General features: G+C 64.3%; 20 protein-coding genes and 1 tRNA gene. 4 read left to right on the top strand and 17 right to left on the bottom strand.

What is annotated here, in order from left to right; all coding sequences use genetic code 11:
* Positions 1 to 228 precede the first annotated feature (228 nt).
* On the bottom strand, positions 229 to 777 hold the full coding sequence (locus AC3IT0_RS08875; protein ID WP_489323351.1) for an AMIN-like domain-containing (lipo)protein: 549 nt from the start codon (positions 775 to 777) through the stop codon (positions 229 to 231).
* A 519-nt stretch (positions 778 to 1,296) separates the two neighbouring features.
* The gene (locus AC3IT0_RS08870) at positions 1,297 to 1,812 is read right to left on the bottom strand and encodes a hypothetical protein (RefSeq protein ID WP_489323350.1); all 516 of its coding nucleotides are present in this window, start codon (positions 1,810 to 1,812) and stop codon (positions 1,297 to 1,299) included.
* Positions 1,813 to 2,173: 361 nt separating this feature from the next.
* On the opposite strand from AC3IT0_RS08870, the gene AC3IT0_RS08865 reads away from it, so the two are divergent.
* Both AC3IT0_RS08865 and AC3IT0_RS08860 read left to right on the top strand, forming a co-directional pair.
* Positions 2,174 to 3,558 (top strand): IS3 family transposase gene (locus AC3IT0_RS08865; protein ID WP_489323349.1). Its coding sequence is split into 2 segments (ribosomal slippage): positions 2,174 to 2,492 and positions 2,492 to 3,558, totalling 1,386 coding nucleotides; the frame shifts between segments, so codons are not numbered across the junction.
* A 1,365-nt stretch (positions 3,559 to 4,923) separates the two neighbouring features.
* Positions 4,924 to 5,199 carry a hypothetical protein gene (locus AC3IT0_RS08860; protein WP_489323348.1) on the top strand — a complete coding sequence of 92 codons (276 nt, stop codon included), beginning with the start codon at positions 4,924 to 4,926 and terminating at the stop codon, positions 5,197 to 5,199.
* Between the two features lie 8 nt (positions 5,200 to 5,207).
* Here AC3IT0_RS08860 and AC3IT0_RS08855 read toward each other — a convergent pair whose 3' ends face one another.
* Together AC3IT0_RS08855 and AC3IT0_RS08850 are read right to left on the bottom strand one after the other, a co-directional pair.
* Positions 5,208 to 6,338, bottom strand: coding sequence for a tyrosine-type recombinase/integrase (locus AC3IT0_RS08855; RefSeq protein WP_489323347.1), 1,131 nt, complete (start codon positions 6,336 to 6,338; stop codon positions 5,208 to 5,210).
* An 86-nt stretch (positions 6,339 to 6,424) separates the two neighbouring features.
* Positions 6,425 to 6,506, bottom strand: a tRNA-Leu gene (locus AC3IT0_RS08850).
* 203 nt (positions 6,507 to 6,709) lie between these two features.
* On the opposite strand from AC3IT0_RS08850, the gene AC3IT0_RS08845 reads away from it, so the two are divergent.
* Entirely contained in the window at positions 6,710 to 7,315 is a 606-nt protein-coding gene (locus AC3IT0_RS08845) for an ANTAR domain-containing response regulator (RefSeq protein WP_056345656.1), read from the top strand.
* A 102-nt stretch (positions 7,316 to 7,417) separates the two neighbouring features.
* Here AC3IT0_RS08845 and pyk read toward each other — a convergent pair whose 3' ends face one another.
* From pyk to hisI, 11 genes are all read right to left on the bottom strand, one after another.
* A complete protein-coding gene (gene pyk / locus AC3IT0_RS08840) occupies positions 7,418 to 8,899 on the bottom strand; it encodes a pyruvate kinase (RefSeq protein WP_489323346.1) in 1,482 nt (493 codons plus the stop codon).
* A 71-nt stretch (positions 8,900 to 8,970) separates the two neighbouring features.
* Positions 8,971 to 10,428, bottom strand: a complete 1,458-nt coding sequence (locus tag AC3IT0_RS08835) for a glutamate synthase subunit beta (RefSeq protein ID WP_489323345.1) — start codon at positions 10,426 to 10,428, stop codon at positions 8,971 to 8,973.
* Positions 10,421 to 15,031, bottom strand: coding sequence for a glutamate synthase large subunit (gene gltB, locus AC3IT0_RS08830; RefSeq protein WP_489323344.1), 4,611 nt, complete (start codon positions 15,029 to 15,031; stop codon positions 10,421 to 10,423). The genes AC3IT0_RS08835 and gltB overlap by 8 nt, the downstream gene beginning before the upstream one ends.
* Before the next feature lie 263 nt (positions 15,032 to 15,294).
* Positions 15,295 to 16,449: a prolipoprotein diacylglyceryl transferase gene (lgt, locus tag AC3IT0_RS08825; protein ID WP_489323343.1), complete on the bottom strand. Its 1,155-nt coding sequence runs from the start codon at positions 16,447 to 16,449 to the stop codon at positions 15,295 to 15,297.
* A gap of 5 nt (positions 16,450 to 16,454) precedes the next feature.
* Complete coding sequence (gene trpA, locus AC3IT0_RS08820; protein ID WP_489323342.1) at positions 16,455 to 17,261, bottom strand: tryptophan synthase subunit alpha; 807 nt, start codon at positions 17,259 to 17,261, stop codon at positions 16,455 to 16,457.
* Entirely contained in the window at positions 17,261 to 18,619 is a 1,359-nt protein-coding gene (gene trpB / locus AC3IT0_RS08815; protein ID WP_489323341.1) for a tryptophan synthase subunit beta, read from the bottom strand. The genes trpA and trpB overlap by 1 nt, the downstream gene beginning before the upstream one ends.
* Before the next feature lie 72 nt (positions 18,620 to 18,691).
* Positions 18,692 to 19,513, bottom strand: a complete 822-nt coding sequence (gene trpC / locus AC3IT0_RS08810; protein ID WP_489323340.1) for an indole-3-glycerol phosphate synthase TrpC — start codon at positions 19,511 to 19,513, stop codon at positions 18,692 to 18,694.
* Positions 19,513 to 19,800 (bottom strand): HGxxPAAW family protein, encoded by a 288-nt coding sequence (locus AC3IT0_RS08805; RefSeq protein ID WP_489323339.1) that lies wholly within the window; start codon positions 19,798 to 19,800, stop codon positions 19,513 to 19,515. The genes trpC and AC3IT0_RS08805 overlap by 1 nt, the downstream gene beginning before the upstream one ends.
* Positions 19,801 to 19,906: 106 nt before the next feature.
* Entirely contained in the window at positions 19,907 to 20,509 is a 603-nt protein-coding gene (locus AC3IT0_RS08800) for a Trp biosynthesis-associated membrane protein (RefSeq protein ID WP_489323338.1), read from the bottom strand.
* Positions 20,506 to 22,110 (bottom strand): anthranilate synthase component I, encoded by a 1,605-nt coding sequence (locus AC3IT0_RS08795; protein ID WP_489323337.1) that lies wholly within the window; start codon positions 22,108 to 22,110, stop codon positions 20,506 to 20,508. Before AC3IT0_RS08795 ends, AC3IT0_RS08800 begins: the two co-directional genes overlap by 4 nt.
* Before the next feature lie 2 nt (positions 22,111 to 22,112).
* A complete protein-coding gene (gene hisI, locus AC3IT0_RS08790; protein WP_489323336.1) occupies positions 22,113 to 22,526 on the bottom strand; it encodes a phosphoribosyl-AMP cyclohydrolase in 414 nt (137 codons plus the stop codon).
* A 136-nt stretch (positions 22,527 to 22,662) separates the two neighbouring features.
* Here hisI and AC3IT0_RS08785 point away from each other — a divergent pair, with 136 nt between their 5' ends.
* Positions 22,663 to 23,307: a TIGR03085 family metal-binding protein gene (locus AC3IT0_RS08785; protein ID WP_058932697.1), complete on the top strand. Its 645-nt coding sequence runs from the start codon at positions 22,663 to 22,665 to the stop codon at positions 23,305 to 23,307.
* Here AC3IT0_RS08785 and hisF read toward each other — a convergent pair.
* Positions 23,304 to 24,080, bottom strand: a complete 777-nt coding sequence (gene hisF / locus AC3IT0_RS08780) for an imidazole glycerol phosphate synthase subunit HisF (RefSeq protein ID WP_056345623.1) — start codon at positions 24,078 to 24,080, stop codon at positions 23,304 to 23,306. The two genes, AC3IT0_RS08785 and hisF, sit on opposite strands and share 4 nt — an antisense overlap.
* A 16-nt stretch (positions 24,081 to 24,096) precedes the next feature.
* A complete protein-coding gene (gene hisG / locus AC3IT0_RS08775; protein ID WP_248761504.1) occupies positions 24,097 to 24,957 on the bottom strand; it encodes an ATP phosphoribosyltransferase in 861 nt (286 codons plus the stop codon).
* Positions 24,958 to 25,008 lie beyond the last annotated feature (51 nt).

Genomic DNA, 25,008 nt, shown 5'->3' with positions numbered 1-25,008 from the left:
GTCCCGGGCCCGGCCCCTGCCGACAGGAACCCAGCGGCAATGAGCTGGTCGGGACGTCGCGCCCGCGGCCCGGGTTCTTCCGTGGGGAAGACCATTCGCCAGGACACGCCGCCGCTGGTGGTTCCCGACTAGGCCTCGCCGCACGGTACAGGCAAAGCGGCGCCCCGCCTCCCCCTTGGGAGCGGGGCTTCGCCTTTTACCAGGCTTTATCGGCCGTCACAGCTGCCGTCACCAATAGTGGGCGACGTCGATCATGAGCTTGGATTCGTTGCCGGGACCTGCAAGGGTGAAGACCTTGAAAGGCAGTCGGGCGCGGACGCCGAGGCCCAGGCTGGTGTGGCCCTCGAAGCTGCCTGCCCAGGCCACCTGCCTGAACGTGTTGTAGTTCGAAACATTGGTCACCTCGGACCGGTTGGCCGGCACGAAGGTGGCCTTGCCCGTGGCGCCGTCATAGCTGGGCGAGTGGGCGATGACCTGCAGGAATGCGCCACCCCTCAGATTGATGGGCAGTCCGGACCCGTCCTGTACGACCTTTGAGACGTAGCGGACGTTGTAGCCGGCTGCCTTTCCGTTGATGTCGATCACCAAGCGGTCGAAGCAGGGGTGCTGTCCCGATCGAACGTTGGTTACTGACGCGGCGCTCATGGCCTGGTTGGACTTGGCCAGCGAGCTCCAGACCAGTCCGCAGTAAGAGGCTGCGGAGGCGGACCCCGAAGCCAGCAGGCCCAGCCCGAGTGCCATGATGATGGCTGTCAGCCAGGCGGTTAGTTTTTTCACGTGAGTACCCCTTTCGGGTATGAGTGATTGGATGACTCCAGAGTAGGAGCGCCAAAGCCCGAAACGAGGGATGTTTCCGGTTCTTCGTGCAACCGTTAGGCGGCCAAAAATCCGATCACGGGACCGTAATTCCGGTGCGCATTTCGGGGCCGTCGAAAGCCGTTTGTAGCCCTTCCTCCACACGGCCGTTACTGCCGGTAACGGTCAATACGCGCCGGTAGGTAAAGGTGGGGCACTCCGGGTCCGTCTATTGGCAATTGGGAACCCTATCCGTGAGCTGTGCTGCCTACCATCAACACAGGGCGACGCCGATTGTCGCCGCAGTTGATGGCGATGGAGCGGCCCGGCACGCTGTATTCGCCAACATTGATGATGGGTCGTGGCTACCAGCATTGTCCAGGTCCTGGAGAGCGCTCGAGAGCAATCTTGGAGGGTCGGCGGTTTTTGGTCAGGCGCCCGCGATTTGCCGTCGAGGGGGTTCGTCCTGTCCCACGCAGCTCCAGATGTCCTCGAGCACCTCTAAACTGGCCAACGGCGAAGCACGGTGCGCCATGCGATCGTTAGCGGGGACGCTCCCATTTTGTAGATGTGCAGGTAGAGCCGATCAAACTCCTTCTGCACGCATTCCAGAAACTCCACTCGCGCAGCTTTGATCGAGCCGTCTTCCACAATCTTCTGGGCAGTTACGAAGTCCCCTGCCTTCGCTGCTGAAGTGACAGGAGTCATCGCTTCCACTGCTGCCCTAAGCTTTTCCGGCAGCGGTGCCGGAAGATGAATTTCTGCCCGAGCCTGCAAATCGGTAAGGGCATCAGCCAGTTCCTTATCGGGTTTCATTCCCGAAGCCATCCCCTTCACGTTCCGCTGGAGTTTCAATAGGAGGCCGAAAGCATCCCTGCATATTGCCTTGGTCTCGGCATAGTCCACCATGTTCATCTGGATGACCGCGTTCACTTGATCGCGGCGACCAGCAAGGTAACCGCCGATTAGGACTCCGAGGAGTCCAACTGCTGCAGGAAGAACAACCGTGAGTGTCATGCCGAAAGTGTAGGGGCATAATAGGCGCCGTCTCATAACCCTTGGGATGCGAGGCGTCTCACTGACTTGGACGTGCTCGCAAGCGTGACTGTCGTTTTCCGAAGTCGTCGGCACGAAATGTCCAAAGTCGTCTGCACGGCCACTACTTGTCCGTAAGGGGAAGCTTTTGGAACATTAGAGCGACGCGTTGCCTGGCGCGGCCTGCTCGGCTGTGTGTGTCAGGAACCGGCCCGCCCCTACGTGTCAGGCTGGAACGGTACCAAGGGCTCATAGCAAGTCCGCTTAATCGCGTGGGGCGAGAATCAGGAATCCAGTAATCATGTCCAGTCCAGTTTTGAGTGCCGTAGGCCAAGATGGTCCTATGAACAGTCCCGGACCGCGTTCCGGTGGACCGACCCCTCGCCGGTCGTTCACCCCAGTGCAGAAGCTCGAATATTTGGCCTCGTACGAGGCGGCGTGCCAGGGCAATGAAGGCGGTGCGTTTCTGCGCCGCGAGGGCCTTTATTCATCCCAGATGACTGAATGGCGCCGGCTCCGTGACGCCGGTGTCCTCGCTGGCAAGAAGCCTGGGGAGACAATCGGGAAACTGTCGTCGGACCAGGCTGAGATCGCGCGTTTGCGCCGCCAGTTGGAGGTGAGTGAGAGCCGGTTGAAACGATCCGAGGCAGCCTTGGGAATCATGGAAAAACTCTCGGCGTTCTTAGAGAACGCCATTCAGGAATCACCGGACGAGCCGAAGTCCAAGAAGAATTGATGGCCGCCTACCACGGCCTGCGCCAACAACAGGTCCCCACCCGGCAAGCGGCGGCCCTGGCCGGGGTCTCACGCACCACGGTGTACCGCAAGCCGGCCCCGCCCCGGGACCAGCCGGAGGCAGCTCCACCGAACAAGCTCAGCCCTGCCGAGCGGGCTGCGGTACTGGCGGCGTTGAACGCCCCGGAGTTTGTGGACCTGGCACCGATGCAGGTCTATGCGAAGCTCCTGGATCAAGGCGTCTATCTGGGCTCGTTGTCAACATTTTACCGGGTGCTGGAGGAGAACAAGCAGGTCAAGGAACGCCGCCGCCTGGCCAAACACCCTCCCCGGACCGTGCCCGAGCTCGTCGCCACCGCCCCGGGCCAGGTGCTGAGCTGGGACATCACGAAGCTGGCCGGGCCCGTGAAGGGCAAATACTTCGACTGCTACATGATGATCGACATCCACTCCCGCTTCATCGTCGGAGCGCACGTGCACGCCAGTGAATCCGCGGTTCTGGCAGTGGAGATGATGAGGGAAATCTTCGGGATCCACGGCATCCCGCAAGTCGTGCACGCGGACAGGGGCACGTCGATGACGTCTAAGACAGTGGCCGCGCTGCTCTCGGACTTGGAGGTCACCCGGTCACATTCCCGGCCCCGGGTGAGCAACGATAATCCGTACTCAGAAAGCCTCTTCAAGTCCATGAAATACGGGCCCATGTTTCCCGAACGCTTCGCTTCCCTTGGCGATGCCAGAGCCTTTATCAACGAGTTCATGGACTGGTATAACCATCACCACCAGCATTCCGGAATCGGCTTCCACACTCCCGCCAACGTCCACTACGGATTCGCCGTCGGCATCGCCAAGCAACGCTCGGAAACCCTCGCCGCGGCGAGGGCAAAACACCCCAACCGCTTCGCCAAAACCACCGACCCCAAAATACTGGCCCTGCCCGGGCCCGCATGGATCAACCAACCCAAGGAAAACACCGAACAGTCAGCCGCCTAACTCCCGTTGGTACCGTTCAGCTTGAAAAATTCCGCGCCCGCCGGAAGTCACGGGCGAAAAGCCCAACCCCGATCAAGGCCGCTCCAACGGTGATAGCCATCAGCCACGCGAATAAGCTGTCACCAAGTGCACGCCCAGGCCCGGGCTATCGCCGACTTGCTACTGGAACAAGGGCCGCCCGCGGTCGCCCAACTGGGCCCACAAATGGATCAATATGCCGTCGTTCAAAAGGAGCTCGGCAAGCTCTCCTACCAGGTCGCCCGGACGCATGCCCAGTCCCCAACGGCCCCGGCCTGGTAGCGAGGGCTAAGCCTCTTCGGGCGGGACGACTTCATCGAACCCCTGGACGGAGGCATTGCCGCCCTACGCCGCATTGCCACCGTCCGCCCCGACGGATGGTGCTCCTTGCAGACCATCCGGCTGCTGCACGGCCAAATCCAGCTCCGCGACGGCTGTCATGATGCCGGTAGTGCTGTTCCCGTGGTCCTCATGGAAGTGTCGGCCGGGCGCGCCAGCTCGTCAGCGGACTGCATCAGGTCCCACCACGGACAACTTTCGTTCGCCGATCCGCGCGACCAACTTTCGCTGAGGCGTTGCTAGCCCTTGTTGGCCCCGACAGTAGTCAGCTTCTCGTGCGACGAGGACCGCCGTTCGGAGTCGTGCGACCCGCCGGCTCAATTGCGTTGCGTCTAAACATGGTCAGGGTTGCCAGGAACATACATCGTCCGCTCGAACTCCGCCCCTGACGCCGTGATGAAGGTCTGCACCCTGCCGTTGCCGGGCGGCGAAAACATCTCGTCGACGCAGTCGCGCAGACCACAGCCAGTGTTGAGGCCAACGACCTTATCTTGGACAGGAACACCGCTGGACGCGAGAACCAACGCGCCTTAATCGACCAGGCACAAGCCGCCATCGATATGGCACAGAGCCAGCTAATGGCCGAGCTGCGCAGGCACAGGTGGACTGCTTTCGTCAGTTGAAATTAACAATTGTTAAGGTATGACGAATTTAGAAAAGGAATTGTTAATCTAGGAACGTACTGGACACAAATTGCGGGTTGGTACGAAAACGATGACGCCCAAGGTGAAGTACGGCAGATAGAGCGACATGGCCAACATCAGCATCAAGGCCACGATGTGTGGCCGAGCGAGTGACCGCCGCATGTGTTGTAAAACACTGCACCTGACAACGCGGATCACCCGACCCTCGAACATTGGGGCAGCGCTCAAAGCCTCTGGAGGGCGGCCACGCTAGCACGTGTCCCCAACCCGATATGCCTGGTCCCGTTAGGGCTCAGAAAGTCATGTCCGGCACGACTCACCTCCCTATGAACTTCCAAGCGGACTACGCCACCTAGGAGTTCCCATGGACCTTGAGTTCTACGAGCCGGCCGAGGCAGCGGCCCTCATGCGGTGCACCGAGGCTTGGCTGCGGGAGGGTGCCGCCAGCGGTACCTTCCCGCACGCCTGCTGGGGCAAGGGAAAGATTATCTTCACCTCGGAGCACATCGCGGAGATCGCCCGCCTGCGGGAGGTCCCGGTTCATACTGCGTCAACCTCGCAGGAACGGATGATCGGTGCCAGGGCAAGGCGGCGGCTCGCACCCGTCGGCTACCAACAGCCCAGATCACAACAGCAATGATTCAAACGTCAACGCACGAATCCGGTGATCGACCGCTCCGTGGCATCAGCGCCGGCCTGCAGCGCCTCCGGCATCAGATGGCCGTAGACCTGCTCCGTCGTCCGGGTTGATGCATGGCCAAGGCGTCGCGAGATCGTAAACAGCGAAACACCGTCCTGGATCAGCCAGGACGCATGTGTGTGCCGGAGGTCGTGGATGCGGGGAGATTTCTTCAGTCCCTGCACTTTCGCCGCCTTCACGGCCGGTACCCAGTAATGATGCCAATAGAGCTTGTGGATGATCCGTTCCCCCTTGGGGGTCGTAAACAGAAGCTCATCAGCAGGACGGCTGGCTACGAGAGGTACCAGCAGGTCAACCAAGGCAGGGTTGATCCCGATGGTCCGCTTCCCTGCACCAGTCTTGGTGGCTCCGATATAGTACTGCGACTGGCCGTCCCGTTTCCAGGCCTTGTTGATCCGCACCGTTGGTGGCTTAGAGAGCAAATCGACGTCAGCCACTCTCAGTGCAGTAGCCTCGCCGAATCTGGTCCCTGTCATCACCAGGAAGCTCGTGAAGGTCTTGTACCGCGCCCCCATGGCTTCAAGAACCATGTTGAACTCTGTGTGAGTGAGGAACATGGCTTCGTCCTCAGCCTTGTCGACACTTGGCAACTGCACCCCGCGGCACGGATTTCGAGGGATGTACCGCAACATCTCAGCAGTGTTCATCGCGGCAGACAAAAGGCCGTGAACGTTGTGGATCGTCTTCGGCGACTTTCCCTTCGCCGCCATCGACTTCACCCAGTGGCTGAGGTGCCTGTAGTGGAGCTTGTCCGCGGGGATGTGGCCAATGACGTTTCGGATGTGAAGGTCGAGCATCACCTGATATGTCTTGGTGGTCCCGCTCGAAGGTCGAACAAGCAGGTCAATATGTTCCTGAACGACCTCGGCGACCGTCGGAACCCTTGCTTGATTTGTGAGGAGGGCGGACTGCGCGATCTCAAAGGACTGGCCGTTTGCATCAAGCAGGCGTTTGAGAGTCTGCGCTTCGATTTCCGTGACCGCTGTTATGCCTTGGCTGGCCCCAGTTTTTGGATCACGCCAGCACACCATGAAAGACGTCGTTCCGTCTTTTTTGAGGCGTTTGCGGATGTTTGCCACATGAAAATGCTACGCCGGTGTCGACGAAAACTGTAGATTTGTCCACACTGAACTGGCCAATCGGCCGCTGACCTGCGATAACACTGTGCCCGAGGTGGGACTCGAACCCACACACCTTTCGATACCGCATTTTGAGTGCGGCGCGTCTGCCAATTCCGCCACTCGGGCGCGGAATACGCTCTGCAACCGGTACGCCCACAGCTGATTGTGAGCAACGCGATCACTTCACGTACGCGGAATTACTCTACATGCAGATAGGCTGAATTCCAGAATCGCGCCGCCGACGCCGCAATAGACCATGCAGATCAAACTACGGCCGCGGGCGCACCTAAGATGGTGATGTTCCCGCCGTACCTTTCCAAGGAGATCCCGTGACTGAACAAACGGAGTCAAAACCCACGTCCCAGCCGGCGCGTCGCGTCATTGTGGCCGAGGATGAAACCCTCATCCGACTCGACATCATCGAGATCCTGCGCGGCGAAGGCTATGACGTAGTGGGCGAAGCAGACAACGGCGAGAAGGCTGTGCAGCTCGCCGAGGAACTCAAGCCGGACCTCGTCCTGATGGACGTCAAGATGCCCATCATGGATGGCATCACTGCGGCTGAGAAGATCGTCAAGGCCCGCATCGCCCCCGTGGTCCTCTTGACGGCCTTCAGCCAGAAGGAACTCGTGGAGCGCGCCCGCGACGCCGGCGCCATGGCGTACGTGGTTAAGCCGTTCACCCCTGCGGATCTCATCCCCGCCCTGGAGATTGCGCTCTCCCGCCACGAGGAAATCAAGGCCCTCGAAAGCGAAGTCTCGGACCTGCAGGAGCAGTTCGCCACGCGCAAGCTCGTGGAGCGCGCCAAGAGCCTGCTGACCACCAAGATGGGCCTGACGGAGCCGGAAGCCTTCCGCTGGATCCAGAAGACCTCCATGGACCGCCGCCTCAGCATGCGCGAAGTCGCCGAGACCATCATCAACCAGGTCAACTAACCTCTCGGGATTTCGGCAAGCTCAATCACCGAACAAGCTCAATCACCCGGACCAAAAGAAAAGGACCCCTGCCAGCCGGCAGGGGTCCTTCCTTTTAGGTTGCTATACCGTCGGCCAGGGACCGAGCTTCTCCCTGGGTACGCCAGCCTCGCCGCCCAGGCGCGAGGTGTCGGCGAAGTCGCCCACCTTGTGCGCCTTCAGCGAGTTGGTGGAACCGGCCTTTCCGGGAGGGGAACCGGCGGCAATGATCACCAGGTCGCCGTCTTCCACCAGTCCCATTTCCAGCAGGCTGCGGTCAACCTGGGCGGTCATCTCGTCGGTGTGGCCCACCATGGGCACCAGTACCGGCTGGATGCCCCAGGTCAGCGCCAGCTGGTTCCACACGTTCTCCAACGGGGTGAAGGCGAACACCGGCCTGACGGGACGCAGGCGCGACAGGCGGCGTGCCGAATCGCCGGACTGGGTGAAAGTACAGATGTACTTGGCATCCAGCTGGTCAGCGATTTCGACGGCGGCGCGGGTGATGGCGCCACCACGGGTCTTGGGCTTGGTGCCCAGCGGCGGAACGCGCTCCAGGCCATGAACCTCTGTGGATTCAATGATCCGGGCCATCACCTTCACGGTCTCGATCGGGTACTTGCCAATACTGGTCTCGCCGGACAGCATCACTGCGTCTGCACCGTCAAGGACGGCGTTGGCGCAGTCGGAGGCTTCCGCGCGGGTGGGGCGCGGGTTGTCGATCATGGACTCAAGGACCTGCGTGGCCACAATGACCGGCTTGGCCCAGCGGCGTGCCAGTTCAATGGCGCGCTTCTGCACGATCGGCACTTCCTCTAGGGGAAGTTCCACGCCGAGGTCGCCACGGGCCACCATGATGGCGTCGAAGGCGTCGATGATTTCGTGCAGCTGGTCCACGGCCTGCGGCTTTTCGATCTTGGCGATGACCGGCACGCGGCGGCCTTCTTCATCCATGATCTCGTGCACGCGGGAGATGTCAGTGGCGTCGCGGACGAACGACAACGCAACCATGTCTACGCCGCGGCGGATGGCCCAGCGGAGATCGTCCTCGTCCTTTTCGCTCAATGCGGGAACGTTAACGGCAACGCCGGGCAGGTTGATGCCCTTGTTGTTGGACACCATGCCACCAACGGTCACCTCGGCGACAACCTTGACGTCGTCTACCTCGATGGCGCGCAAAGCGACCTTGCCGTCGTCGATCAGCAGGGCATCGCCCACGTTGACGTCCTCTGTGAGGCTCTTCAGCGTGGTGGAGCAGATGTCCTTGGTGCCCGGAACGTCTTCGGTGGTGATGGTGAAGATGTCGCCCTCGGCGAGGGCGTGGGGGCCGTCCACGAAGCGGCCAAGACGGATCTTGGGGCCCTGCAGGTCAGCCATGATGGCCACCGGCTTGCTCAGCTGGGCTGCCGCCTTGCGGACATTCTCGTAGGTGTTGTCGTGCACGGAGTAGTCACCATGACTCATGTTCATCCGGGCAACATCCACACCCGCTTCCAACACCGCGAGGGTGTTCTCAAAGCTGGCAATTGCCGGGCCAAAAGTGGCCACAATCTTAGCGCGTCTCATGTACCTACCCTAGTAGTGTCCTGCATTGGTTAAGTTGTTGTGGAGGTTAATCCGCGGCGAACTGACTGGTGTCAGAGAACCGCGATGGCCTTGTCCGTCGGAGCCACCGGCGCCGGCAGGATGGTGCTGCCCATCAGGAACTTGTCCACGGCGGCGGCACAGGCCCGGCCCTCGGCGATGGCCCACACGATGAGCGACTGCCCGCGTCCGGCGTCGCCGGCCACGAAGATGCCCTCGGTATTCGTCATGTAGTACCCGTCGCGGCTCACGTTGCCGCGCCCGTCGAATTCGGCACTGACTTGCTCGGTGATGCCCGCGGGCTCGGTTCCGGTGAAGCCCAGCGACAGGAAGACCAGGTCCGCCGGGATGATCCGTTCGGTGCCGGCCTTGGGAAGCCGCTTGCCGTCAACAAACTCTGTTTCGGCAACCTTGACGCCGGTGAGCTTGCCGTTCTCTCCGACAAACTCGACGGTGGAGGCGAGGTACGTACGTTCGCCGCCTTCTTCGTGGGCGCTGGCCATTTCGAACAGCGTGGGGAACGTGGGCCAGGGCTGGTGCCCGGCACGTTCCGCCGGCGGCTGCTTGCCGATGGCCAGGGTGGTCACGGATGCGGCTCCATGACGGTGCGCGGTGCCGAGGCAGTCGGCACCGGTATCGCCGCCGCCCAGGATCACCACGTGCTTGCCCTTGGCGTGGATCTGGTTCTCCACCGTCTCCCCCGCGACAACGCGGTTGGCCGGCACCAGGTAATCCATGGCGTAGTGCACGCCGTCCAGGTCGCGGCCCGGGATGGGCAGGTCCCGCGGGACGGTGGCGCCGGTGGCAACCACGACGGCGTCATACCGGCGGCGCAGCTGCTCCCACGTCACGTCGGTACCCACGGCGACGCCGGTGCGGAAGCGGGTGCCTTCCGTCTTCATCTGCTCGATGCGGCGGTCCACCTGCTCCTTCTCCATCTTGAAGTCGGGGATGCCGTAGCGGAGGAGCCCGCCGATCTTGTCGTCACGCTCATACACCGCGACCGTGTGGCCCACCCGGGTCAGCTGCTGCGCAACGGCCAGGCCGGCAGGGCCGGAGCCGACGACGGCAACGGTCTTTCCGGTCAGGCGCGTCGGGGGTAGCGGGTTGACCCAGCCGCTGTCCCAGGCTTCGTCGATGATGGAGACTTCAACCTGTTTGATGGTGACTGCGGGCTGGTTGATTCCCAGCACACAGGACGCCTCACAGGGTGCAGGGCAAAGCCGGCCGGTCCACTCGGGGAAGTTGTTGGTGGCGTGCAGCCGCTCAATCGCTTCCTCGCCCTTGTCCCGCCAGGTGAGGTCGTTCCATTCGGGGATGAGGTTGCCCAGCGGGCAGCCGTGGTGGCAGAACGGCACACCGCAGTCCATGCAGCGGCCGGCCTGGGCCTTCAGGACACCCTTTTCCTGGGCCTCGTAAACCTCTTTCCAGTCCATGATGCGGACCGGAACGGGGCGGCGCGGCTGGGTTTCACGCTGGCGTACTTTAAGAAATCCGCGTGGATCAGCCACCGGTCACCTCCAGGATTCGAGCCCATACTTCTTCGCCATCGGGGTCAAGGCCCTCTTCGATAGCGTCGAGACGGGTTTGCAGGACTGCCGCGTAATCGCGCGGCAGCACTTTGGTAATGCGGGCAGCGGTGTCGTCGAAGTTCTCCAGCAACCGGGCCGCGTGAAGCGATTCCGTTTCCTCGACATGCTTCACCAGCAGGCCGTGGATAATGTCCCGGTCTTCGGCGTCGAGTTCTACGAGCTGGAGTTCGCCGGACTGCAGGGCGTCCTTATTGACCTGGGTGGTCTGCAGGTCCAGCACGTAGGCGGTGCCGCCGGACATACCGGCGCCGAAGTTGCGGCCGGTGCGGCCGATGATCAGCGTCTGCCCGCCGGTCATGTATTCGCAGCCGTGGTCGCCGATGCCCTCAACAACCGCCGTGGCCCCGGAGTTGCGGACCAGGAAGCGTTCGCCCACCTGGCCGCGCAGGAACATCTCGCCGCTGGTGGCGCCGTAGCCGATCACGTTTCCGGCAATGACGTTGCCTTCGGCCTTGAACACGTTGGTGCGGTCCGGCCGGACAATGATCCGCCCGCCGGAAAGGCCCTTGCCCACGTAGTCGTTCGAGTCACCGAAGAGGCGCAGCGTGATGCCGGCGGGCAGGAAAGCGCCCAGCGACTGTCCCGCGGTACCGGTCAGGGTGATGTCGATGGTGTCCGGCGCCAGCACGTCCGTGCTGAACGTCTTGGTCACCGTGTGGCCCAGCATGGTGCCCACCGAGCGGTCCGTGTTGATCACGTCCACTGCGATTTTCACCGGGCTGCGGTCAGTCAGGGCCTCCGTAGCCATGGTGATCAGCCGCTGGTCGAAGTGCTTGTCCAGCTCGTGGTTCTGCGAGGTCATGTTGCGCAGCGGAGCGTCGTCGTCGAACTCGAGCCCGTGCAGGATCGGGTCCAGGTCCAGGCCGTCGGCCTTCCAGTGGTTGATCGCCTCGCGGGCATCCAGCACCTCGGCGTGGCCGATCGCCTCTTCGATGCTCCGGAAGCCAAGTTCCGCGAGGATCTCGCGGACTTCCTCGGCCAGGAATTCGAAGAAGTTGACCACAAATTCGGGCTTGCCGGTGAAGCGTGCCCGCAGTTCGGGGTTCTGCGTTGCGACGCCCACCGGGCAGGTGTCCAGGTGGCAGACGCGCATCATGATGCAGCCTTCCACCACCAGCGGGGCCGTGGCGAAACCGAACTCCTCGCCGCCGAGCAGCGCGGCGATGACAACGTCCCGCCCGGTCTTGAGCTGGCCGTCCACCTGGACCACCACACGGTCGCGCAGGCCGTTGAGCATCAGGGTCTGCTGCGTCTCAGCGAGCCCCAGCTCCCACGGCACACCCGCATGCTTGAGCGAGTTCAGCGGGGACGCGCCGGTTCCGCCGTCGTGCCCGGAGACCAGTACGACGTCGGCCTTCGCTTTGGTGACACCCGACGCCACGGTGCCGATCCCCACTTCGGAGACGAGCTTGACGTGCACCCGGGCCGAGGGGTTGGCGCGCTTCGCATCGTAGATGAGCTGGGCGAGGTCCTCGATGGAGTAGATGTCGTGGTGCGGCGGCGGTGAAATCAGGCCGACGCCGGGCGTCGAGTGGCGCGTCCGGGCAACCCAGGGATACACCTTCTGCGCCATCAGCTGGCCGCCTTCACCGGGCTTGGCACCCTGCGCCATCTTGATCTGGATGTCGTCAGCGTTGGTCAGGTACAGGCTGGTGACGCCGAACCGGCCCGACGCGATCTGCTTGACGGCAGAGCGGCGCTTCGGGTCCAGCAGGCGGTCCACGTCCTCGCCGCCTTCACCGGTGTTGGACTTGCCGCCCAACTGGTTCATGGCGATCGCGAGGGTCTCGTGGGCTTCCTTGGAGATGGACCCGTAGCTCATGGCGCCGGTGGAGAAGCGCTTCACAACGCTGGAGACAGGCTCCACTTCCTCCAGCGGGACGGCGGGACGGTCGTTCTTGAACTTGAGCAGCCCGCGCAGGGTCATCAGGTTCTCGGACTGGTCATCCACGCCCTTGGTGTACGCCTTGAAAATGTCATAGCGGCGCTCACGCGTGGCGTGCTGGAGCCGGAAGACGGTCTCCGGGTTGAACAGGTGCGGCTCACCGTCGCGGCGCCACTGGTATTCGCCGCCGCCCAGGAGCGGGCGGTGCGGCAGTTCGATGCCGCCTTCGGGGTAGGCCATCTGGTGCCGCGCCGAAACTTCGGCGGCGATGACGTCCAGGCCCACGCCGCCCAGCTGGGAATGCGTGCCGGCGAAGAACTCGTCCACCAGCTCCTGTCCGAGGCCCAGGGCCTCGAACGTCTGCGCGCCGGTGTAGGACGCAACGGTGGAGATGCCCATCTTGGACATGATCTTGAGGACGCCCTTGCCGAGGCCCTTGATCAGGTTGTAGACGCCGTCCTGCGGGGTGACCCCAACAACGTCACCGGCGGCGATGAGCTGCTCCACTGACTCCATGGCCAGGTACGGGTTGACTGCGGAGGCACCGTAGCCGATCAGGACAGCCACGTGGTGCGTCTCGCGGACGTCGCCTGCCTCGACCACCAGGGCGGTCTTGGTGCGGTTGGCGCTGCGGAGCAGGTGGTGGTGCACGGCGCTGACCAAGAGCAGGGAAGGAATCGGGGCCCACTGCGCGTTCGAGTCGCGGTCGGACAGCACAACATACTGCACGCCGCGGTTGATTGCGCCGGACACCTGCTCGCAGATCTCGGTGAGCCGGGCACGCAGGGCGTTCTCGCCGCCTTCGGGGCGGTAGAGCCCACGGACCTTCATGGCCACGCGGTCGCCGTCGGGCGTTTCAATGTTGGCGATCTTGGCGAGCTGGTCGTTGTTGATCACCGGGAACGGCAGCATGACCTGGGGCTGCCGGACCTGCTTCGTGTCCAGCAGGTTGCCGTTCGGGCCGATGGCGCAGGTCAGCGACGTGACCAGCTCTTCGCGGATGGCATCCAGCGGCGGGTTGGTGACCTGCGCGAAGGACTGCACAAAGTAGTCAAAGAGCAGCCGGGGACGCTTGGAGAGCACAGCCACCGGGGTGTCGGATCCCATGGCGCCCAACGGTTCGGCGCCCGTGCGGGCCATCGGGCCCAGCAGGATCTTCAGCTCTTCGGTGGTGTACCCGAAGGTCCGCTGGCGGATGTTGACGGACGCGGCCGTATGCACCACGTGCTCGCGCTCGGGGAGGTCCTTGAGGTCAATGAGGTTGTCCTTGACCCACTCGGCCCAGGGGTTCGCGGCAGCGACCTCGGCCTTGACCTCTTCGTCGTCGATGATGCGGCCGGCGTCAGTGTCCACCAGGAACATCTTGCCCGGCGAAACGCGGCCCTTCTTGACCACCTTGGAAGGCTCGACGTCGATGACGCCCACCTCGGAGGCGAAGACGATCAGCCCGTCTTCGGTGATCCAGTAGCGTCCGGGGCGCAGCCCGTTGCGGTCCAGGGTGGCGCCGACGAGGTTGCCGTCGGTAAAGGAAACGGCGGCGGGGCCGTCCCACGGCTCCATAAGCAGGGAGTGGTATTCGTAGAACGCACGCCGTGCCGGATCCATGGTGGCGTGGTTTTCCCAGGCCTCGGGGATCATCATCATGATCGAGTGCGTGATGGGGCGGCCGGAGAGCCAGAGCAGCTCGGCGACTTCGTCGAACGACGCGGAGTCTGACGCACCGGGAGTGCAGATGGGGTACAGGTCTTCCGGGGAGTAACCCAGCAGCGGGTTGGCGAGCTGGGACTGGCGGGCGCGCATCCAGTTCCGGTTGCCCTTGACGGTGTTGATTTCACCGTTGTGGGCGATGGTGCGGAACGGCTGGGCCAGCGGCCAGGACGGGAACGTGTTGGTGGAGAAGCGCGAGTGGACGATCGCCAGCTTGGTCTTGAAACGCTTGTCCGAAAGATCGGGGTAGAACGGCTCCAGCTGGGCCGTGGTGAGCATGCCCTTGTAGACGATGGTGCGCGAGGACAGCGACGGGAAGTACACGCCGAACTTGTTCTGGGCACGCTTGCGGATCCGCCAGGCGCGTGAGTCCAGCTCATTGCGGTCCAGTTCCTCGCCGGTTGCCGAGGCAAGGAAGGGCTGGGAGAAGTAGGGCATGCAGGCGCGGGCCATGGCGCCCACGAGGTCTGCGACGATGGGCACTTCGCGCCAGCCGAGCACGGTCAGGCCTTCGTCGGCGGCGAGGCCTTCAATGCCGGCCTTGGCGGCGGCGGCTTCGCGCTGCTCGGCAGGGAGGAAGGCGGTGCCGGCGATGAACTGGCCCGGTGCGGGGAGTTCGAATTCTGTGACGGCGCGGAAGAACTCGTCCGGGATCTGCATCAGCAGGCCGGCACCGTCACCGGTTCCCTCGTCGGCACCCACAGCACCGCGGTGCTCCAGATTCCGGAGCGCGGTCAGCGCGGCGTCGACAATGTCGTAGCCGGGCTCGCCGCGGAGCGTGGCGATGATCGCAAGGCCACAGGCGTCTTTTTCGTTCTCTGGGTTGTACAGACCCCGGGCCTCGGGAAGCGCGGCAAAGCGCTTGAACGGGGAGACGGGGCCCTGCGATCCTATTTTTTCGGACCAACGTGGGCTATGAAGATGGGTCATTGAAGACGTCCTTCCTCGATATCGTGCGTATGGAAGGGACACCGTTGGCCCGCCTTGTAAGCGCCTATGTGATGGGCACAACAAAGTGTTGTTTACTGGAAATTGTAGGCCAGACCGGCCTGCTGAACTAACAGTTACGCAGGCCCCTGACCCGGACTTGACCGACCAGCTGCTGTCTGCTGACCGGAGAGGCCCTGTTGCCACGACGCTGTGGTGTTTGGGCGCTCCGAGCGTTGACTCTGCCACCCTGCCGTGCCGGCGTCCTACTTGCTTGTGCCAGCCTCCGGCGCGGATTCCGTTGCCTTGTGGCCGGAACTTCCGGTTACCGGCGACTCCGGAACAGGCTTGTCACCGTCCCGGAATGCCGGTTCCTCTTCCGTTGGGGTGGAAGGGATCCGGGCACCATTTTGGTTATCTGGGAGATTATCACGCGATTCACTATCCGAGACAGCAGAGTCCGCATCGCGGACCGGTGCCTTTTCTTCCCCCGCAGCGTCCACGGCCTCGACTGCTGCCGGCTCGCGGCCCGCCAGGAAGGGTGTGTCCGGTTCCGGGCGGCCCTTCATGCCCAGGAGTACGAACACGATGAGTGCTGCCACAAAGACAAAGATGCTGGTCCAGACATTGAGCCTGGCGGTGATGCCGAACAGGTTGATCTGCTCGGCTTCGTCGATGCGCATCGCTTCGATCCAGACCCGGCCCAGGGTGTAATACATGGCGTAGAGCCAGAAAAGCCGGGCACGGCGGAAGTTGAAGCGGCGGTCCAGCGCGAGCAGGATGAGCACGCCGGCGATGTTCCAGAGCGACTCGTACAGGAAAGTGGGATGGAATAGCGTATCCACCGGCATTCCGGCCGGAAAGTTGGGATTGTCCGCATCAATCTGCAGGCCCCACGGCAGGGTGGTGGGCCCGCCGAAGAGTTCCTGGTTGAAGTAGTTTCCCCAGCGGCCAACGGCCTGGGCCAGCAGCAGTCCAGGCGCAGCAGCATCGAGGAAGGCTGTGAGTTTCACGCCGGACCGGCGGCAGCCGATCCAGGCGCCCAGGACGCCCAGAACCACGGCACCCCAGATTCCCAGTCCGCCACGCTGGATCTGCGGGATGAGCCACAGGTCCCCGGTCCCGTCGAAGCCGGGCCCGAAGTAGGCGTCCGGGGACGAAACCACGTGGTAAAGGCGGCCTCCCATGATGCCGAACGGAATCGCCCAGATGACGATGTCCCAGACGCTGCCTTCGGGCGCACCGCGGCGGGCCCACCGGACGGACGTGAGCCACAGGCCAACGATGATCCCGGCCAGGATGCACAGGGCATAGGCGTGGATCCGCAGAGTCCCCCACGGCAGCGGGATGTCGAAGCCGGACCAGTCCGGGCTGGGGATGCTGGCCGGCACCAGGGTGGCGGCCTGAAGGAGGATCTGCATGGTGGTTAGGCTTCTTCCCTGACGAGTCCGGCGCTCAGGTCCCGGGTGAGGTCCGCGACCGCGGGTACTCCCCCGTCGCGGATGGCGGCAACAAGCGCCGTGCCAACGATGACACCGTCTGCGTACGCTGCAATCTCGCGGACGTGGCCGGCGTTGGAGACCCCGAGTCCCACGCACACGCGTTCGGCGCCGGCGGCATGCGTGTCGGCAACGAGCTTCTCCGCGCTGCTGCTGACAGCCTGGCGGGTACCCGTCACGCCCATGATGGAGACGGCGTACACAAAGCCCCGGCTTGCCTTGACCGTCATGGCCAGGCGCTCCGGGGTGGAGGACGGCGCCACGAGGAACACGCGGTCCAGTCCGTACTTGTCCGAGGCGGCGAACCATTCCGAGGCTTCGTCCGGGATGAGGTCAGGGGTGATGAGCCCTGCTCCCCCGGCATCGGCCAGCCGGCGGGAGAATTCGTCCACGCCCATCCGGACCACGGGGTTCCAGTAGGTCATGACGAGCACGGCGACGTCTGTGGCTGCCGTGATGCCGGCGACAACGTCAAAGACGCTCTCGACGCGGAAGCCGTTGGCGATCGCCTCGGTCGTCGCGGCCTGGATGACCGGGCCGTCCATGACCGGATCGGAGTAGGGAATGCCGATTTCGATCAGATCGGCACCGTTCTTAGCCATGGCAATGCCGGCGTCGATGGTGGCCTGGACGTCCGGGTACCCGGCAGGCAGGTAGCACACGAGCGCTGAGCGCCCGGCGTCCCGTGCCCGGTCGATGGCGGCGGCGGACTTGCTGGCCGTCTGTTCAGTCATCAGTTCTGGTCCTCGTTGTTGTCCGCTGCCCTGTCGGCAGGGCCCTTGGGCTTGCGGGTGGACAGGTTGGTGCCCTTGACCTTGCCCTCTTCGTCAAGCATGTCGAACCATTCCGCGGCGGTCTCAACGTCCTTGTCGCCGCGGCCGGACAGGTTCACAATGACCACCGTTCCGGAGGGGTCAGCGCTGCCTTCGGTGAGGCGCTTGCCAACCTTGATGGCACCCGCGAGGGCGTGTGAGGACTCAATGGCGGGGATGATCCCCTCCGTCCGGCACAGCAGCTTGAACGCATCCATCGCTTCGCTGTCGGTGATGGGCTCGTAGCTGACGCGTCCGATATCGGCCAGGTACGCGTGCTCCGGGCCAACGCCCGGGTAGTCCAGGCCTGCGGAGATCGAGTGCGACTCGATGGTCTGCCCGTCGTCGTCCTGCATGAGGTAGGAGCGTGCGCCGTGCAGGACGCCGGGCTTGCCGAGGGTGATGGTGGCTGCGTGCCGGCCGGTGTCCACGCCGTCGCCGCCGGCTTCAAAGCCGTAGATCTTTACGGACGGATCATCCAGGAATCCGTGGAAGATGCCGATCGCGTTGGAACCGCCGCCGATGCAGGCGCACACGGCGTCGGGCAGTTTACCGGTCTGCTCCAGGATCTGGGCCCGGGCCTCTTCGCCGATGACCTCGTGGAAGAAGCGGACCATGGCCGGGAACGGGTGCGCCCCGGCGGCGGTGCCCAGCAGGTAGTGGGTGGTGTCGACGTTGCTGACCCAGTCCCGGAGGGCGTCGTTGATGGCGTCCTTGAGGGTCTGGGAACCGTTCACCACAGGCACCACGGTGGCGCCGAGCAGCTGCATCCGGGCGACATTCAGCGCCTGCCGACGGCAGTCTTCGGCGCCCATGTAGACAACGCATTCCAGGCCGAGCAGCGCGGCGGCAGTGGCGCTGGCAACGCCGTGCTGCCCGGCGCCGGTCTCGGCGATCACGCGGGTTTTGCCCATACGCTTGGCCAGCAGTGCCTGGCCCAGGACGTTGTTGATCTTGTGGGATCCGGTGTGGTTGAGGTCCTCACGCTTGAGGAAAATCCGGGCGCCGCCGGCGTGCTCGGAGAACCGCTTGGCTTCGGTCAGCAGCGAGGGCCGGCCGGAGTAGTTCTTGTTCAGGTCGGAGAGCTGGGCAAGGAATTCGGGATCCGCCTTGGCCTTTTCAAAGGTGTCTTCCAGCTCGTCCAGGGCGGCGATCAGCGATTCCGGCATCCAGCGCCCGCCGTAGCCGCCGAAATACGGCCCCGGGGCGTGCTTCAGCGAGCCGCCCTGCAGGAAAGCGTCCGCAGCGTTGTTGTCAGCGTTCTCTGAGGTTTCAGCCATCAGTCCCGTCCTGTTCCAGTTGATCGTTCGGAAGTGTTGTGCCGTCGGCACCGTGGCCGGCGGGTGCCCTGACTAGGCCCGGGCGGCGATGGCGGCAGCGCCGGCTGCCGTGAATTCGGCGATCCGGTCACGCGGCGTTGAGTCGCTGACCAGGGCTTCGCCCACCAGGATGGCGTTGGCGCCGTTGGCGGCGTAGTGCGTTACGTCGTCCACGCCGCGCACACCGGATTCGGCGATGACCAGCGCTTCGGCCGGAATCAGTCCGGCGAGCGACGCGAAAACTGAACGGTCGACGTCGAGCGTCTTCAGGTTGCGCACGTTGACGCCGATGATGCGCGCCTCAGCCGCCACGGCACGTTCGATTTCCTCTTCCGTGTGCGTCTCCACGAGCACGTTCATGCCGAGTTCGCGGCTGAGCGCGCTGAAGTCCCGGAGCTCGCTGTCGGAGAGTGACGCCACGATGAGCAGGATCAGGTCCGCGCCGTGGGCGCGCGCTTCCCAGATCTGGTACTCGTCGACCGTGAAATCCTTGCGGAGCAGCGGAACGTCCACGCGGGCCCGGACGGCGTCCAGGTCCGCCAGGGAGCCGTTGAAGCGCCGCTGTTCGGTGAGGACGCTGATCACAGCCGCGCCGCCGTCGGCGTACTGTTCAGCCAGCGACGCCGGATCAACGATGGTTGCGAGGTCGCCCTTGGACGGGCTGCGCCGCTTGATTTCCGCAATGACCTTCAGCTGGTCCCGCTGAACCGCGGTGCCCCCGAGGGCCGCCCAGGCGTCCCGGGCGGGTGCCGCGGCCGCAGCCAGGTCCTTCAGTTCCGCCAGCGAAACGAGACGCTTCCTGGCCTCCAGATCCTCCCTGACACCAGCGTTGATGTCATCGAGAACAGTCGCCATCAGTGGCCGGTGTTCTTCAGCTTGCTGCCTTCGACGCCGTAGCCGGCCTTGCGCATGATGTAGCCAAGGATCAGGCCGAGGACCATCACGGCTCCGCCGGCGATGAAGATGGGGGTGTTGGCGATGACAAAGGCGATGGACGCGATGAGGGCGCCGACCAGCATAACGATCACGCAGGTCCAGGCCGCAGGGCTGTTGCCGTGGCCAAGTTCCTGGCTGTGGTCAACGACGCCGGGGGCAACGGTCCGGGTGCCTGATTTCGATACGGAAGCGGGTGCTTTGCTCATGTGAATCTCCTCGGGATGAATACTGCTTACATTCTGCCATTTTTTGGCCGCGACCTGCCCATCGGCAGACCGGGCTCAGTTTGCGCGGGTTGGCTGCGTGCGGCGTTTAGGTGGGATCATCTCCGCGCGAGAGGCGGTCCCAGCTGTCGATCTCGTCCACAGGACCGGTGGCGGCCGCAGTGCTTCCAGCGGGCGCCCCATAGGTGGCCGCGTCATATTTGGTCCGCGACTTCCAGTGCCGGCCGGCGGGGATGATCAGCAACGCGGCCAGCGCCAGCAGGGCGCCGGCGACGACGGCGAGGACAGGGAAGGCGGTAACTGCCACTTCCGCGTTGCCGCCGGTGACGCCGGTGGCAGCGGCGATGGAGCCCTGCGCGGCACCCAGCGGGTCAGCCAGCACGGTGGCGGCCGCGGCTACGATGCCTGCGGCGGCCAGCATGATGATGGCGGTGATGGCCCACCGCGCGAACTTTCCGGCGATGGATGCTGCCAGCCCACCGGCCAGGGCCACCAAGGCCAAGGCTGTCACGGTTGTGGCCGCCTTGCTGCCCTGGACCGGAAGGGTGTTCTGGTCCCCCGCCGCCTGGCCCACCTGGTTGGCGTCCAGGCTGACCGTGATCCAGGTCTGGGTGGTGGTCCCGAAGACCGCCAGCGCAAGAACGGCGATCAGCAGTACCAGCGTGGATTTCCTGGCCCAGGCCGGCGTCATACGGCGCCCTGGCTTCCCTCAGCGGGAGTACCGGCGACGCTGGTGTGGGAACTGCCGGGAAGCGACTCCGCCGCAATGTTGTGCAACGATCCGGCCGTGTGCACGGCCCGGAGCGGAGCGGCCGCCTTGTTCACGGTCTCCAGCGCTTCCGTAGGGTTCACGGAATCCGCCACGATGCCTCCGCCGGCCTGGACGTAGGCGCGTCCCTCGCGGAGGAGTGCCGAACGGATGGCAATGGCCATGTCCATGTCGCCGGCAAAGTCCAGGTAACCCACCACGCCGCCGTAGATGCCGCGGCGGTGCGGTTCAAGCTGGTCCAGCAGGCGCAGTGCCCGGGGCTTCGGGGCACCGGACAGGGTGCCAGCGGGGAACGTAGCTTTCAGGACGTCGTAGGCGCTGGCGTCCGGGGACAGCTTGCCCACCACAGTGGAGACCAGGTGCATGATGTGGCTGAACCGCTCCACCTCCATGAACTGCGTGACGTCCACAGTTCCCGCCACGCAGACCTTGGACAGGTCGTTGCGGGAGAGGTCCACGAGCATCAGGTGTTCGGCGCGTTCCTTCTGGTCGGCCAGCAGTTCCTCGGCGAGGGCTTTGTCTCCCTCGACAGTCTTGCCGCGGGGCCGTGAACCGGCGATCGGGTGGGTGATGACTTCCTCACCGGTCACCGTTACCAGGGCCTCGGGCGAGGACCCGACGATGGAGTACTCCCGGCCGTCGGCGTCCTCGAGGCTGAAGATGTACATGTACGGGCTGGGGTTGGTGTTGCGCAGGACGCGGTACACGTCAAGGGGCGAGGCTCCGCATTCCATCTCGAAGCGGCGTGAAATCACCACCTGGAACACTTCACCGTCAACGATGGCTTCCTTGCCGCGGTCAAGCGCGGCCAGGTAGGAGGGTTCGTCCCACCGTTCCTCGACGCTGGAGGCGAAATCCAGGGCGGCGGGTTCCAGCACGGAAACCGGGTGGGCCACGGGTGTGCTGATCGTGGTGAGGAGGGCCTTGACCCGTGCCACGGCATCTTCCCAGGCCTCGTCCACGCGGTCGGAGCTGCCGTCGAAGTTGATGGCGTTGGCGATCAGCAGCACGGTGCCGTCATGGTTGTCGTGCACGGCCATGTCGGTGACCAGGTTCAGCGCCATTTCGGGCAGGTGGAGGTCATCCTCCGGCGGGCTGGTCAGCCGTTCCCAGTGGCGGACCGCCTCCCAGCCCAGGAAGCCGACCAGGCCGGAGGTGAAGGGCGGCAGGCCGTCAAACCTGCTGGTCCGCAGCGCCTCGATGGTGTCGCGGATGGCGTCCACGGGGTTGCCGTCCAGGGGCACCCCGGCGGGGGGCTGGCCCAGCCAGTGCGCCTGGCCGTCCTTGGTGGTCAGGGTTGCCCGGGACTTCGCGCCGATGAAGGAATACCGCGACCAGGTGCCGCCCACCGCCGCGGACTCCATCAGGAACGTACCGGGCTGGCCCTGGGCCAGCTTCCGGTAGAGGCCGATAGGGGTCTCCGCGTCCGCCAGCACTTTGAGCGTAACGGGGATGACCCGGCTGCTGCCGGCGAGTTCGCGGAACTCCTCGAGGCCCGGGCTGATGATTCCAAGGTCCTGCATGGCTATGCTTCGCCGCCTGTTCCTGCCGTAATGTTCAAGTCCCTGCCGTCGAAGCAGGTCCGGGTGCCGGTGTGGCACGCCGCGCCGACCTGGTCCACGCGGATCAGGAGGGCATCGCCGTCGCAGTCCAGGGCAACCGATTTGACCCACTGGACATGACCGGACGTGTCCCCCTTGCGCCAGTATTCCTGGCGGGAGCGGGAGTAGAACGTGACCCGGCCGCTGGTCATGGTGCGGTGCAGGGCTTCGTCGTCCATCCAGCCCAGCATGAGCACTTCCTGGGTGTCGAACTGCTGGACCACCGCGGCCACCAGCCCGGCGCCGTCACGCTTCAGCGCGGCGGCAACTTCAGGCGCAAGCGGACTTGTGGCGGGGGCCGGGACAATTACGGGGGCGGAGGCGGGCTGCTCAGACATCAGACCAAGTCTAGTGCCTGATCAGCGGCCCCTGAATATGCACAAGCTGGCATACAAACAGTGTGTGAACAAGGGCACCTATCGGCTGGCGGTTCTGCTGCCCAACTTCCCTGCTCTCGTGCTAGTTTCACAAGTGATGCATTTCGTCGAACCGTCCCGAGAAGTCCTGGCCGAAACCCTGCTGGCGGCCGGCCCTGATGCCCCCACCCTCTGTAGAGGCTGGCGCACCAGGGACCTTGCCGCGCACCTTTACCTGCGCGAACGCAAGGCGGCCGTGGGGCTGGGCCTCATCATCAAGCGCCTGTCCAAGGCTTCGGACAAGGCCACCGCCAAGCTCGCCGCGAAGCTGAAAACCGCCGACGACTACACCGGCCTGGTGAACACCTTCCGGGGCGGACCGCCCGCGCTGTCCCCCATGAACATCAAGGCATTGGACGAGAGCTCCAACCTGATCGAATACTTCGTCCACACGGAGGACATCCGCCGGGCTGTGGACCGCTGGGCGCCGCGCGCCCTCGACGAGGCATACTCGGACGCCCTCTGGGACGAGCTGATCAAACGGGCAGCCATTCTTTACCGCGGCGTCGACCTGGGCATTGTGCTGGTGCGCCCGTCGGGACCGCGGCATGTCGCCAAGCGGGCACCCGTTTCGGTGGCGATTGTTGGTGAGCCGGGCGAACTGCTGATGCACGCCCACGGCCGCACCCGGCACGCCCTGGTCACCTTCGAAGGCCAGCCCGACGCCGTCGCCCTGCTCCAGTCCGCCGAAGTGGGCCTTTAGCGGACTTCGAAGCCTGCTTCGCGGATGGCCTGCTTGACCTGGGACATCATGTTGTCCGGGCCCCAGTGGAAGATCGACGCGGCCAGCACGGCGTCCGCTCCGGCGGCGACGGCCGGCGGGAAGTGGGCCGGTTCGCCGGCGCCGCCTGACGCGATGATCGGCACTTTCACGGCCGCGCGGACCAGGCGGATCAGTTCCAGGTCGAAGCCGTCCTTGGTGCCGTCGGCATCGATGGAGTTGAGTAGGATTTCCCCGATGCCGCGGTCGGCAGCTTCCCTGGCCCACTCGATGGCATCGATTCCGGTGCCCGTGCGGCCGCCGTGGGTGGTCACTTCAAAGCCCGACGGCGTGGGCTGGGACCCGGGGCGGGTCCGGCGGGCGTCCACGGAGAGGACCAGCACCTGCGAACCGAAGTGCCGGCTGATTTCATTGATGACGTCCGGCCGGGCAACGGCAGCTGTGTTGATCGAAGCTTTGTCCGCACCGAAACGCAGGAGCTTGTCCACCTCGGCAACGCCGCGGACACCGCCGCCCACAGTCAGCGGGATAAAGACTTCCTCGGCCGTGCGGCGGACCACGTCGAACGTGGTTTCGCGGTTGCCCGAGGACGCGGTGACGTCCAGGAACGTCAGTTCGTCGGCGCCGGCATTGTCGTAGCGGTGTGCCAGCTCCACCGGGTCGCCGGCGTCGCGGAGACCCTCGAAGTTGATGCCCTTCACGACGCGCCCGGCGTCGACGTCGAGGCAGGGGATGACTCGTACAGCTACAGCCATGGGATTCTCCTGGAAATCAGATTCGGCAGGCGTGGATGCTGCTGACCAGGATGGCGCGGGCGCCGAGGTCGTAGAGCTCATCCATGATCCGGTTGGTTTCCTTCTTCGGAACCATGGACCGGACAGCCACCCAGTCGGAGTCGCGCAGCGGTGAGACGGTGGGTGATTCCAGGCCGGGAGTCAGTGCAGCGGCCTGTTCCACCAGTTCCTTGCGGATGTCGTAGTCCATCAGCACGTACTGGCGCGCCACGAGGACGCCCTGCAGGCGGCGGATCAGGACTTCAATTTCCTTGGCGGTGCCGTTGGCGGCTCCGCCTTCGCCAGTGCGGCGGATAAGGACAGCTTCAGACTTGAGGATCGGCTCGCCGAAGATTTCCATCCCGGCAGCCTTGAGGGTATTGCCCGTTTCCACGACGTCGGCGATGGCGTCCGCTACGCCCAGGCGCACGGAAGACTCCACGGCGCCGTCGAGCCGGACCACCTTGGCATTGATGCCGCGCTCGGCGAGGTAGCCGCGGAGCAGCCCGTCATAGCTGGTGGCGAGTCGTTTGCCTTCAAGCTCTTCCGCGGTGGCGAAGTCGCCAACGGGGCCGGCGAAGCGGAACGTGGACGCAGCGAAGCCCAGGGGAAGCAGTTCCTCTGCCTCCACCTCGGCGTCCAGCAGCAGGTCGCGGCCGGTGATGCCGACGTCGAGCGTTCCGCGTCCGACATACACGGCGATGTCACGGGGGCGGAGGAAGAAGAACTCAATGTCGTTGTCCGGGTCCATCATGACCAGCTCGCGGGTGTCGCGGCGCTGGCGGTAGCCGGCTTCGGACAGCATGGCGGAGGCGGCTTCGGACAGGGAGCCCTTGTTGGGGACGGCTACTCGCAGCATGGGGGTCTTTCTTGGTTCGGAGGTCTAGGGATCAGGCAAACGGGCCACGCA

The organism is Pseudarthrobacter sp. KH_020_B (assembly GCF_057840185.1).
Note: the sequence above shows the minus strand (reverse complement) of the source record. Positions and strands in the feature narration are given on the sequence as shown.